8 protein-coding genes are annotated in these 13,096 nt (G+C 38.8%); 6 read left to right on the top strand and 2 right to left on the bottom strand.

Annotation, left to right across the window (positions count from 1 at the left end; all coding sequences use genetic code 11):
- Nucleotides 1-11: 11 nt before the first annotated feature.
- Complete coding sequence (locus NLF99_RS06990; RefSeq protein WP_254527353.1) at nucleotides 12-2,186, bottom strand: DPP IV N-terminal domain-containing protein; 2,175 nt, start codon at nucleotides 2,184-2,186, stop codon at nucleotides 12-14.
- Nucleotides 2,187-2,584: 398 nt separating this feature from the next.
- On the opposite strand from NLF99_RS06990, the gene NLF99_RS06985 reads away from it, so the two are divergent.
- Both NLF99_RS06985 and NLF99_RS06980 read left to right on the top strand, forming a co-directional pair.
- A complete protein-coding gene (locus NLF99_RS06985) occupies nucleotides 2,585-5,659 on the top strand; it encodes a TonB-dependent receptor (protein ID WP_254527351.1) in 3,075 nt (1,024 codons plus the stop codon).
- A gap of 15 nt (nucleotides 5,660-5,674) precedes the next feature.
- Entirely contained in the window at nucleotides 5,675-7,186 is a 1,512-nt protein-coding gene (locus NLF99_RS06980; RefSeq protein ID WP_254527348.1) for a RagB/SusD family nutrient uptake outer membrane protein, read from the top strand.
- A 51-nt stretch (nucleotides 7,187-7,237) separates the two neighbouring features.
- Here the strand turns inward: NLF99_RS06980 and NLF99_RS06975 are convergent, their stop codons facing one another.
- On the bottom strand, nucleotides 7,238-7,780 hold the full coding sequence (locus tag NLF99_RS06975) for a hypothetical protein (RefSeq protein ID WP_254527346.1): 543 nt from the start codon (nucleotides 7,778-7,780) through the stop codon (nucleotides 7,238-7,240).
- A gap of 499 nt (nucleotides 7,781-8,279) precedes the next feature.
- Here NLF99_RS06975 and NLF99_RS06970 point away from each other — a divergent pair, with 499 nt between their 5' ends.
- From NLF99_RS06970 to NLF99_RS06955, 4 genes are all read left to right on the top strand, one after another.
- A complete protein-coding gene (locus NLF99_RS06970; RefSeq protein ID WP_214648416.1) occupies nucleotides 8,280-8,993 on the top strand; it encodes a response regulator transcription factor in 714 nt (237 codons plus the stop codon).
- A 699-nt stretch (nucleotides 8,994-9,692) separates the two neighbouring features.
- Nucleotides 9,693-10,289, top strand: coding sequence for a DUF4255 domain-containing protein (locus NLF99_RS06965; RefSeq protein WP_185216560.1), 597 nt, complete (start codon nucleotides 9,693-9,695; stop codon nucleotides 10,287-10,289).
- 4 nt (nucleotides 10,290-10,293) lie between these two features.
- Nucleotides 10,294-11,616 (top strand): hypothetical protein, encoded by a 1,323-nt coding sequence (locus NLF99_RS06960; RefSeq protein ID WP_254527344.1) that lies wholly within the window; start codon nucleotides 10,294-10,296, stop codon nucleotides 11,614-11,616.
- A gap of 37 nt (nucleotides 11,617-11,653) precedes the next feature.
- Nucleotides 11,654-13,075 (top strand): phage tail sheath C-terminal domain-containing protein, encoded by a 1,422-nt coding sequence (locus NLF99_RS06955; RefSeq protein ID WP_254527342.1) that lies wholly within the window; start codon nucleotides 11,654-11,656, stop codon nucleotides 13,073-13,075.
- Nucleotides 13,076-13,096 lie beyond the last annotated feature (21 nt).

The following is a 13,096-nucleotide window of genomic DNA, read 5'->3' as shown; positions in this document are numbered from 1 at the left end:
CTTGATCCAATCTATTTCTTAAGATATAGATTGAAGTATTTTGCAATTTTATCGTACATGTGGATTCTATCCTTTCCAACTACATTATGTTCGTGTGTTGGGTATAGGAAGTAATCAACCTGTTTACCGGCTTCAATACATTTTTGGATAAATTCCATGCTATGTTGTTGAACTACTACAGGATCTTGAGCACCATGAATAATCAATAAGTGACCATTCAATCGATCAGCCTTGTCTAGCATAGAGGTTTTTTCATACCCTTCAGGATTTTCCTGTGGGGTATCCATATAGCGTTCGCCATACATCACTTCATAATATTTCCAATCGATTACCGGTCCACCTGCTACTGCAGCTTTAAAGATATCGTTATGTTTGGTCATCAATGAGCTCGTCATAAATCCACCAAAGCTCCAGCCAAATATTCCCAAGTTTTCTGCATCTACATAAGGTTGGGATTTAAGGTATTCAATACCTTTCAATTGATCAGCCATTTCGGCTTCACCTAGATTGCGATGGGTTATGCGGGTAAAGTCACGACCGCGTGCATCGGAACCTCTATTGTCCATCGTAAAGACAAGGTATCCTTGCTGTGCCATGTATAAATCGAAATAACCCACGCCACCTAGCCATTTGTCCGTAACCAATTGCGCATGCGATCCACCATATAAATAAACCATCACAGGATATTTCTTATTGGGATCGAAATTGACAGGATAGGTGATTCTAGCATTCAAAGGTGTTTTACCATCTGCTGAGGTAAGGGTTTTGAACTCAATTTTAGGTAAATCAACCTTTCCAGTGAATGGATTAGTTGCTGTAACCAGTTTTTCGGCCTTGTTAGATTTTTTGTCAATAACCTGAACGATATTAGGGATATCCAAATTGCTGTATTGATCCAAAATATACTTTCCAGAGCTACTAACAGTTGCATTATGCGTACCATTGATACTGGTCAATTGGGTAGTTTTTCCAGATTTCAGATCGACTTCAAATAAATGGCGTTCCATTCCCTGATTACTGGCGCCAATGTAATATCCTTTACTTCCTTTCGCATCAAATCCTTGAAAATCTGTTACTATGACATCCTTATAACCTAAGTTTTTGATCAGTTTACCATCTGTGGTATAAAGGTAAAGTTGGTTAAAGCCATCTTTATCGGTCTGGTATAAAAACTGATTCGGGTTATTTGGCAGGAATTCCAATGCTACCTGAGGTTCAACCCAAGAAGTTGAAGATTCTTCGAATAAAGTTTGCACAAGAGCTCCGCTTCTTGCATCATATTTATTCAATTTTAGATGGTCCTGTCCTCGGTTTAATACCCCAACATATACAAACTCATTTGAAGGATCCCATGTTACAATTGTTAGGTATTGTTCTTTTGGTTCCCCAGTTTGCAACTGAACATACTCTCCAGTTTCTGTATTGAAGATGTTCAATGTAACTTCCTCACTTTTCATACCAGCCATAGGATAGCGGATGTCCTTAATGCTGGCCACTCGGGTATCCCATTGCGGTAATGGATATTTGCTGACCATGGTTTCATCCTTGCGATAATAAAGCAGCTTTTTGTCATCTGGCGACCACCACATTCCTTTGGCAATACCAAATTCATTACGGTGAACGACAGAGCTCCCATTTACTATGCCATCAACTGTGTCTTTGGTGACGGTTATTTTGCTGCCATCGGCTTTAAGGATTTCAATATTATTACCGATCAGGTAGGCCGTGTTTTTATTTGCATGGCTAAATTCCTCAGCATCCCTGTTACTTGGAAGGGTCGCATTGAGCTTAGCTTTTTTGCTGTTTACATTGAAATTGATGTTATAGCTGTTTTTTTCACCATTGATAACCAGGTTGATGTTTTCCTTATCAATCCATTTGTAATTATTTGGAAAGGAGCGTAATGAGAATTTATCATTTGCGGCTATTTCCTTTAAGGCTTGTAGGATATCGTTGGTTGAAGCCAATTGAACAGGATTCCAATTATTCTTTGCTTCGCGAGCCAATAGGTTTTGGTAAGTACTGTCCAGGTTGGAGAATGCATCTGCATCTTTGATCCATTTTGCTGCAGTCAGTGTTTTAGGAGCAAACTTGCTTGGTCCATAAACCGTTTCATCGATTGTGAAACCTCTTTGACCATAAGCAACTGAAGAGCTTAATAATAGTAATGCCAGTAGCTTTTTCATTATTTAATCAAATTTTATGATGACGAAATTAAGGAATTGTTAGGAAAGGAAGGGAGAAAATGGTAAAAGTCAGGATAGTACAGGACACATAATCGGAAAGAGAGGACTATCTTAGTTTTAAGTTGAACTGGGACAACCACATATTGCTCAGACAATTAACCATATAACCTGTAAACACTAATTAAGAACAGACTCAGAATAATTAGATACAAAAGTTACATATAAGATCCAGGGTAATCCTGGGCTTTGAGTGGATTTCTACTCGATGGGATTTATTTGCCTTTAAATAGGGCGAGGTGGGTGTGTATTGGTTTTTGGTTAAGAGTTTTAGGAGCTGGTATTCCTGTTTTTTTAAGAAAACAAATAACACATAATATAAACCTTTTAAACTTAAAACCATGATGAGAACCTACATCCGATGTGTTCCTTTATTGTTATTTTTCTTGTTAGCAAAAATGACATATGCCCAGGAACTCACGATTACTGGACGAGTTACCTCGACTAACAACGAGCCCTTAGCAGGTGTTTCGATCAAGAGTAGCTCTGGCAATGCCAGTACAAGCACTGATACCAATGGTGTTTATGAAATCAAGACCAGTTCAAATGCTAACCTGACCTTTACATTTATAGGTTATATTACCCATAGCGAATCAGTTAACAACCGAACGGAAATCAATGTTCAGATGAGTACCTCCTCTGAATCCATTGAAGAAGTAGTGGTAGCTGTAGGGTATGGGGTAGTCAAGAAAAGTGATCTGACCGGTGCAGTTGGTACCGTTCAAGGCGAGGCATTGCGTGAAAGACCAGCATCCAATCTGAACCAAGCCCTAGGAGGAAAAATAACGGGTGTAAATGTTTCCACCAGCTCTGGCCGTCCAGGCGGTCGGGCCAATATCAGGATCCGGGGGTCAAGTTCCATCTCCACCACCAATAATCCATTGTACGTAATAGATGGTGTAATCATGAGTAGAGATGGATTACAGAATGGTAGTTCACCGATTGATTATATCAATCCAAATGATATTGCTTCCGTGGAGGTATTAAAGGACGCCTCATCAACAGCTATCTATGGTGCCCGTGGTGCCAATGGGGTCGTTATTGTAACTACTAAGCGTGGTACTTCTGGAGGTGGAAGAGCTACATATGATGCAGAGGTTGGGGTAGGGTATGCTCCAAAATTATTGCCGGTTTTGAGTTCAGAAGAATTCTTAGCTGTTGAAGAATTAGCCTATGAGAATGCTAAGAAATTTGACCCTGTAGGTTGGGCTACAGGCACAAAATATACCGATCCTAAAACCAAACGGACCAACCCATTACTTTTTGATTCCAATGGCAAACCGCTTTACAATACGGATTGGCAGAAGGAGGCTTTCCGAAATGCCATTACACAGAACCATCAATTGGCTTTTACCAATGGAAATGAAAAAGGTTCTTATGGTGGATTTGTGAATTACAGAAATGAACAAGGCGTTGCATATGGCTCATGGCAGAAAAGATATTCAGCAAGATTTGTATTTGATACTGAGATCAAAGATTGGTTAAAGGTAGGTGGTGTATTGAGCTATACGGATCAAAAGGATAAGCAAGTTGATGAATTGGGCGGTGGAGGAATTACCATGATGCGTCAGGTACTTGAGGCATTGCCATTGATACCTGTTCGATATGCAGATGGTAGATGGGCAAGTAACCGCGATTATCCAGGTATGGAAGGTGGGGATAACCCAATCCGTGTAGCTGATGAAAGACTTTATTACCTATCTACCCAACCCTTTATTGGTAATATGTATGCCAATATAAAATTAATGGATGGGTTAGAGTTCCGTACCTCGATTGGTACGAATATCATCAATCAACGAAAAGATTATGCAGCAGCTGTAGGTCTGCAATATATTTCAAGTGATGGTTCTGCCAATGTGGACAATAAACGATTCAACTCCTGGCAATTTGAGAACTATTTTACCTACTTAAAAGATTTTGGAAATATTCATTCCATTAATGCTATGTTAGGTTTTTCATGGCAGCATACCGATTATTTTGGTTCCTATGCCAGTTCCAGCAAGTACACGGATTTCTACTATCAATTCAATAATTTGGGAGCAGGGGCTACCATGAATGCACCTTCTTCAGGTGCGAATGCCAATGGATTGAACTCTTACTTCACGAGGATCAACTATACCTTGTTGAACAAATACCTATTCACCTTTACTGGTCGTGTGGATGGATCTTCCAAATTTGGACAGGATAACCAATATGCCTTTTTCCCTTCTGCAGCAGTGGCATGGAAAATCAATGAAGAGAACTTCTTAAAAGATTCGGAGAGCATCTCCAATTTGAAGTTAAGGATGAGCTATGGAGCAACGGGTAACTCTGAAATCCCAGCCTACCGCGCATTAGCCGGTATGGGGAATTATGAAATCATTCAAGGTGGTGATCGTATGGTCGGTGTAGGGACTGGCAGAATTGCCAACCCAACTTTAAAATGGGAGCGGACGGAGCAAGTCGATCTGGGACTTGAATTAGGTTTGTTCCAAAACAAGTTGAACTTCGAATTGGATGTATATCACCGTCAGGTTAACGATATGCTACTCGATGCCCCGATTCCATTGTCCAGTGGGTATGGAACCATTTTCAGAAATATCGGAAGTATGAAAAATGATGGGATAGAATTTGGCGTCAACGTGGCCAATATCGGCAATGATGTTTTCAGTTGGTCAGGATTGTTCAATTTCTCCTACAACAGAAACCAAGTTTTGAGATTGATTGGTGGTGCAGATATCTATAGTGGTGCGACCATTATCAGAGAAGGCGAGCCGGTTGGATCTTTTTGGGGTTTCCAACATCTAGGGACCTGGTCCAGCGCAGACGAAGCTGAAGCCAAGAAATATAATATGCTTCCTGGTGATGTGCGATATCAGGATATCAATGGAGATGGCGTCATCAATGATAATGATAAAACCATTATTGGTAGAGGGATTCCAGATGGTTATGGAACATTCTCCAACACCTTCAAATATAAAAATCTATCCTTATTGATCGATTTGCAATATATGTTTGGTAATGACGTGATTGATCGCAGTATTCACTCTGCTGAGGACAGACAGGGGATAGCAAACAGTTATAAGACGGTATTGAACGCTTGGACAGAGAGTAACCAAAACACTCCGATTGCACAGGTACGACCTATCAATGCCTATTATACAACAAATAACGATAGCCATAAAGTTTCAGATGCCTCCTTTATCAGAGGTAGAAACCTAATGCTTTCTTATACATTGAATCCAGATGTAGTTTCAAGAATGAAATTGGATCGACTACGCTTTTTTGCTTCCGTACAGAACTTCTTTGTGATCACGAAATATTCGGGTTATGATCCAGAGGTTTCTAATTCAGGCTCTGCATTTGATCAGGGATTTGGTCTATATGATTATCCAAGACCAAGGGTATTTACATTCGGATTAAACATTGGATTATAATAAAACAGGAAAATCATGAAATACATTAAATATATCAAGAGAACGATTCAAATAACTACAGCCGTAATATTAACGGCAGGTATAGTAGGCTGTTCGGGTTTTTTGGACGAATCCGATCCCAGTAATTTTACGGTGGAGAACTATTTCACCAAACCTGAACATGCCCGTAGTTCCGTAAGTGCTATTTACGCCAATTTAAGAAACCCAATGGTAAGTGGATTTGGTGGGGGAACCTGGATGATGCTTGAATTTGCTACCGGATTGGCGGGAACAGATTTAGGTCAGGCGGTAAACAGTTACTACGTAAAGGACCTCAGAAACACTTCAGACAATGGTTATGGCCTAGACTATTGGACGACCTATTATAAAGGTATCGGAAATGCAAACCTTTCAATTACGTATATTCCTCAAATCACGATGGATGAAGCTGAAAAGAAACGGATCTTAGGAGAAGCTCATTTCTTAAGGGCATTTTTCTATTTTAATCTGGTGCAGATGTTTGGGGAAATCCCTTTGGTAACGGAAGCTGTAAGTCTGACATCAGAGCAGCTTTACCCAGAACAGGCAACCGTAGAGAAGGTCTATGAATTAATAGTAAGTGATCTGAAAGTTGCAGAGAACTCCGGTTTGCCATGGAGTGATCAAAGTGGGAAAGTAAATATGGGAATTATTAAATCCTTGATGGCAAAGGTTTACTTGACCATGGCCGGTTATCCATTGAACAAAGGGGCAGCTTATTTTGACCTTTCAGCCAAAGCATCTGAAGAAGTCATCAACTCCAAGCAATATCAATTGTTCCCTGCCTATGCCGATCTACATGATCCCAAAAAGAAAAATGGGGTAGAGAATATCTTTAGCATTCAATATAAAACGCAGGTCATTGCCTCCAATTGGCAAGTCGCCATCATTCCTTACAACAAGAATATATCTGCGTATTCAGATGAAACAGGTGGAATCTATGCTACCAAGGATTTTGTGGAATCCTATGATGCAAATGACTTACGACGAGCTGAAAAGCAGTTTTTCTTTACCAAATATACCCATGAGTCTGATCGTAGCAAAGAAGTCAATTTAGGGGGATATTTCCTATATAAGCATTTTGATGAGGCGGCGCAGACAAGTACGACAAACAGTGACCTGAATTGGTCTATCCTTCGATATGCTGATTTGTTGTTGATGTATGCTGAGGCAGCAAATGAAGTGACTGGACCTAACCAAAAGGTGTATGATGCGGTCAATGCGATCAGAAAAAGGGCAGAACTTCCAAACTTGAGCGGTTTATCCAAGGATCAACTTCGGGAAGCTATCTGGAAAGAGCGTTGGCATGAGCTCTGCTATGAGAATGTCACTTGGTTTGATATGGTCCGCTTGAGGAAGGCTTTCAATGTGAGTACCAAGAAATTCGACAATTACGTAGGTCACAAATTCTCCTATGGTCCAGTTTTGACCGAGCGGGAGTTATTGTTTCCAAAGCCTACAGCAGAAATCAGGAATAATAATAAACTAGTGCAAAATAAGGGCTATTAAGTGTTATAGATGTTTATTTAGAAAGCCGTCGATTGACGGCTTTCTTTATTTTTAAAACTTATACCGTGCGACCATACTGCCCCGATTGGAGGTTTTTGTTCCAGAAAAACCAGTTTCAATCTCGATGATATCCTTATTGATCAATGGGATTTGGTAGCCGGCAACCAATGAACGATATAAAGCAGGTTTGAAATCAGGACCTATCCTTTGTCCATCTGCTTTTTGTAGGGTGCTGCCTTCAAAAGCTAACCCTAAAGATCCGGCAATATATAGGTTCTTCGAAAGATAATATCGAATTCCTCCATTCAGGGAAAAAACCTCATGTTTCCAGATTTCAGGCATCGTTAAAAGAACATTTTTGGATATACCCCGAACGGTGACCTCATAATTTAAGGTTGAAAAGAAACTTATTTTATTTAAAGGTCGGTATTCATAGATCATTCCTACTCCATAGGAAGCACCATGATGGGAAAAATCATAACCCAGCATCGGACCTATTCCGATTGAATGGGTTTTTGCAGGTAAAGAGTCTTGGGCGTAACTTATATTCAGGACGCAGCAGAGAATCAGTGTTGAAAATAAAGGATAGTTCATATGAAAATAATTTGTATTAAAACGATAATTATTTCTATACGGTAAAATTATTCCAAAGTAATTGAAAAAGAAATTTCTTTAACGTTTTTAACATAATAACCAGTTTATTATTAAAAAGTTAGCATTTTTTAACAGTTGGTTTGTATGAAAGCAATTAGATATTTTTAGCTCAATTAAAAGTTTGTTGTACGCTTATTTTTATTTATAATGATAATTAATTGATTTTTTTAGGTAAGCGATATATAATCTATTTCATTTTTATATATTTTTGCTTTCTGAAATTATAAGTCTTTAGTTATAAGATATTTCATAAGCAGTTTGAAAAATCAAAAAAGCCGTTCACTAATTATTTAATAGGCCTTACTCATTCAAAGTTATATCCTACTCATTGCCATTTAAATTATTGCCATTAAGCATTAGATTTAATTCAAATTGAATCAATATTGGTTAATTACTGATTTTGATTTTAGACGTTTCGCTAACTTTTAATACGCATCCGATGAATCTAACACAGGATACACAATCAAGCCAATATTACGATTTCAACGGTCATATTATTGATATGGTTGGCCAGATTCTGCAGCAGAAATTCCTAAAGGTGGAAATAGGTGATTTTGATGTAGGAAACTTAGTTGTTGAGAATCATAAAGAGCCAACGAATTCCTTCTTTTATAAATGTAGAACGGATGGGATGAATCATGCTAACCCAGAAACTGAACAGATCTGGTTAGCTTATTTTGATTTCTTCTTTCCTCCTGAAGATATTGTCCCTTTAATGCCGGAGCTTTTCCATGCTATCCGGCAAAAAGAATTGAATAAGGTCTATTTCTTTTTTCAGCGTGCAAGGCCACAGCAGATTGGCGATTATAAATGGCATTTTGCTACCAGTAAATTATTTGCCCTTGGTGATGAAAGCCAGCCTGGGATATTATTTCGATATGCTTTTGAGTTGAATAAGGCAGAGAATAAACCACTTTCCTTAAATGATGAATCCTATTTCCAAAAGTATTGTAACCGTGTGATGTTGCTGAGCAAACGTGAAAAGGAAGTCATCAAGTTGATTGTTGAAGGTAAGTCTAGCCAGGATATCTCGGAGTTGTTGTTTATTTCCATCCATACCGTGAACAACCATCGAAAGAACATTACCAACAAATTGGAGATTAATAATCTATGTCATCTGACCAAGTTTGCCATATTGTTCAATATGGTTTAGGATGAATGCCTTTAAGGTAAAAGCATTAAGTTTAATTTTTTGTGTCAATCTGAGGAACGAAGATTCTCGGAGGTATACAAACTATAATTGAAATGGCTTACAGGTCCTTTACCTTCGGTACAGGATGAAGGAATTGATGCTGGTAAACCATACAGATTCTTCACTTAGCGTTCAGAATTGGAGATGTACAAAAGTGGGCTTCATTGAAAAGCTTATCCAAATAACCATCGACTATATCCTAAAGGGTCAGCGAAGTCGAGATGACAACAATTTTCATTGTTTCTTTTTTGCGTAAATGTGAGAATTAAAAATTAGGACTAAATATCCCCCTGCTTGAGGTTCATTAAATGATAAATTTAATTTCGAAAGCTCGCATTTCTCCGAGATGTTTCGTTCCTCAACATGACACCAAAAAACTTAATTTAATGACATTTCACCTCTGCTGGGGTTAGCCATTATTACCAATCTTCCATCTACACATATTTCACCCTCGCTAGTTTTTTAAAAATGAGGCATGGATTGTTCCAAGACCCTTCGGGGAAACCTCAAGTTGACATTTAGAAAATAAAGGAATGACAGCTGCCTTCAATGAAATGACTATTGCTAGCTATTGATGTGGAAAGGTTTTATGCAGAAATTTATTCAAGAATTACAGTATCTAGGAACAAGCACTCTAGCTTCCATCAATAACCAATCATCATGATAGATCAAGCCCTTATATTGTTTAAGACTGAACTGCTGGCTTATTTAAGTTCTAAAGGAGATAATGCGGCCGGAGTCATCATCGATAATATTGGTTTGTCTGAAACTTCTGCAGGCAATGGTTTGCCCGATAATATTGTAATCAGTCTGGTCAATATTGAGGAGGAGAATACCCTGAAGAATCAATCGCCGTTGCGACGGATGCCAGATGGTTCAGCATACTATGAAAACCCTGCTATCTATATCAATCTTTATGTATTGATTACATGCAATTATGCTGGAGACGGTTATTTATTGGCCCTGAAAAGGCTATCCATGGTGATCCGTTTTCTGCAAAGTAAAAGCAGTTTTTCATCATCCAATCCTGTAAATATTAATCCAATTGATCCTGACAATACTGAACCCTTCCATTTTAATATGGAGCTCTTCACCTTATCCTTTGAACAGATCAATTACCTATGGGGATCCTTGGGGGGTAGGCAAGTGCCATTCGCGATGTATAAGCTCCGGTTGATAAGCCTGTCTGAACATGTGAAAGTGAGGAATGCTCCTCTAATTGAGGAAATTGAAACTAAGCTCAGCAAAATAAATTGACGCTATGAGAACGCTGTACAAACCGTTATTTGAGGTAAAACTCCTCCACGAATTCTATCTGACCGATAGAACTGGAAATAACGTTTTTGATTTGAGCGCACAAGCAGATCGACTGGATTTTCTCTTTCAGAAATATGAATCTTTTGCAGAAGAGATCAATAATGATCTGTCCTATGAAGTTTCGGAAAGTTATCAGGATATGTTAAAGAACTATGGCTTAAAATTATTGCCAAGTTATTCTGGATTAAAGGTATTGATAGAAGTTAAACTCAAGAAATTAGCAAGTGGAGTGAGTACTTTTGAACCTATACATAAGTTAGGGGATGACCTACATATCCCAGTTTTGATCAAGAGAAGAACTTCAAGATTTGATTCAATTAGCAATCAAAAAGTAGAACGAAATATCAATTTCACTTATTTATTCTGCAATGATTCCTCCTTATCTGGCTCCCGAAACTTTCCATATCTACATACTGAAGTGGCCAATCATGATGCCGCTCTTGAATATGAGCAAGGGGAATTGGCAAAGTTTGGTCCTAATGATATAAGGGCATTTTATGTAGATACGGCCAATAACAAGCAGTGGCTAAGTAAAGCTGGAAAGTCATTTGCCAATGAAAATGATCGGTTATTATGCGGGGCTAACTTTAGTTATTCCTTCGTAAATGCCAATAATATCAGCAAAGCAGATTTTATACTCAAGGATCATTTGGGGAATATTATCCAAGAACTACATTTTAAAGCTTCCAATCCATTTGCAAAGGTTCATTTAGCTTTTGATCCTAAACTATTGAAGATGCTACCAGAGGAAAAGATTAGCAATGAGTTGGTCTATAACCTGGAAGTTAGTGGAACGGGCTCTTTTGCTAAATCCCATAAAGTTGTTTTTTACTCCGATAATCAAGAGTTAAGTAGCAGCATTGGGGTGATTCTCATTAAAGTGAAAGGGAATATAAGTGGCTATAAGCTATTTGATGCATCAGGTAAACTGATTACCCGAAAAAATCAATTTAATGTCACTGATCCAGCAGCACCGGTATTTGAAATTAATATCTCCAGCAAGGCTTCATTTTGGAGGTATATCAATAACAGAAATCGTGCTTTACAGAATGGTCTTTATTCTGACCTTTTGCAAACCATTGATGCCGTGTTAATTGCTAAAGAACCGCGACCATTGACCGCTAACACTACTTTATTTAGGTTACCGGATAGTAGTTTATTTTATCTTCCTAATCCTACAGGGACTCAGGAAATCCATATTGAGAATAAAAAGATATACAGTGATATAATGGTACCAGAATCAGATTTATTTCCACTGGCACCATGACCATAATTAAAAGAATAATAAATCAAAATCTATTGTTATGCAAGAATATAAAACCCCCGGAGTGTATATAGAGGAGATTCCACATCTTCCACCTTCGATTGCTTCGGTAGAAACGGCTATTCCAGCATTTATTGGATATACTGAAATAGCAAAATGGAAAGAAACAGATGATCTTAGGAATAAACCCTGGCGGATTGAGTCCATGCTTCAGTATGAACAATATTTTGGATATCCAGATCCGGAGAAGGAAAGCTTATCTGTTGTCTTTGGACCTAATGCAGATGTCAATGGGAAGATCGATGATACAAAAAGATCTAAATTCCTGATGCATTATAGTATGCAGCTATTTTTTGCGAATGGTGGAGGTCCATGCTGGATCTGTTCTGTAGGAAACTATGTAGACAGTGGAGGTTCTATTGTTGCCAGTAATCTGACGGATGGGCTGAAAGAGATTGCAAAGATCAATGAGGTGACCTTGTTGGTTTTTCCGGACTCGACCAATTTGAGTACAGCATCTGATTATTACAATGTGCATACAGAGGCTATCAACCAATGTGTAGAGCTACAGGACCGTTTTACCGTTTTGGATGTCTATCATGATCCGGCTAATCTGACACAGTGGAGTCTAGATATCGATTTATTGAGAAGTACACTCTCTGGAACGACAGAATTCTATAAATATGCGGCAGTATATTTTCCAAAATTGTTTACTGGAGTTGATTATAACTATAAGGTAGCTGGGGATCCAAGTAAGGATAACGATGAACTGGTCAGCATTACCGGAGTGGCCGGAGCTAGCACCCTTAAAGAATTACTGGCTATCAATAATGAGAAATACTTTCAGGCAAAGAGTGCCATAACCAATATTCAGATGCTTATGCCAGTTTCTGCTGCCATGGTGGGGGTATATGCTCAGGTTGATAATGCAAGGGGAGTCTGGAAAGCACCTGCAAATGTCAATGTTGCCAATGCGATCCGGCCAGAATTCCTGATCAATCAAAAGGAACAGATGAACCTTAATGTAGATACGACCGCTGGTAAATCCATTAATGTTATCCGCTCATTTCCTGGAAGAGGTCCTGCCATTGTGTGGGGAGCTCGCACATTAGCGGGAAATGATAATGAATGGCGTTATGTTCCAGTGCGGCGATTCTTTTCCATGGTGGAGGAGTCTGTTAAAAATGCTACTGAGCAATTTGTATTTGAACCCAATGATCGCAATACCTGGGTGCGGGTTAAATCGATGATCGAGAATTACCTGACTCAGCAATGGAAAGCTGGTGCATTAATGGGCGCATCGACCAAAGAAGCATTCTTTGTTCATATCGGGCTTGGGGAAACCATGACGGAATTGGATATCTGGGAAGGCAGGATGATCGTAGAGATCGGTATGGCGGTTGTTCGTCCGGCCGAATTTATTATCCTTCGTTTCATGCATAAAATGCTGGCAGAGTCCTAAGCCAAGTTTATTGTAAATTTT

It is taken from the genome of Sphingobacterium sp. LZ11T8, assembly GCF_024261425.1.
Lineage (GTDB): Bacteria > Bacteroidota > Bacteroidia > Sphingobacteriales > Sphingobacteriaceae > Sphingobacterium.
Note: the sequence above shows the minus strand (reverse complement) of the source record. Positions and strands in the feature narration are given on the sequence as shown.

What these genes read in the sequence shown, in the direction of transcription:
- NLF99_RS06990 (WP_254527353.1), bottom strand. Translation starts at nt 2,186, where the DNA reads ATGAAAAAGCTACTGGCATTACTATTATTAAGCTCTTCAGTTGCTTAT.
- NLF99_RS06985 (WP_254527351.1), top strand. Translation starts at nt 2,585, where the DNA reads ATGATGAGAACCTACATCCGATGTGTTCCTTTATTGTTATTTTTCTTG.
- NLF99_RS06980 (WP_254527348.1), top strand. Translation starts at nt 5,675, where the DNA reads ATGAAATACATTAAATATATCAAGAGAACGATTCAAATAACTACAGCC.
- NLF99_RS06975 (WP_254527346.1), bottom strand. Translation starts at nt 7,780, where the DNA reads ATGAACTATCCTTTATTTTCAACACTGATTCTCTGCTGCGTCCTGAAT.
- NLF99_RS06970 (WP_214648416.1), top strand. Translation starts at nt 8,280, where the DNA reads ATGAATCTAACACAGGATACACAATCAAGCCAATATTACGATTTCAAC.
- NLF99_RS06965 (WP_185216560.1), top strand. Translation starts at nt 9,693, where the DNA reads ATGATAGATCAAGCCCTTATATTGTTTAAGACTGAACTGCTGGCTTAT.
- NLF99_RS06960 (WP_254527344.1), top strand. Translation starts at nt 10,294, where the DNA reads ATGAGAACGCTGTACAAACCGTTATTTGAGGTAAAACTCCTCCACGAA.
- NLF99_RS06955 (WP_254527342.1), top strand. Translation starts at nt 11,654, where the DNA reads ATGCAAGAATATAAAACCCCCGGAGTGTATATAGAGGAGATTCCACAT.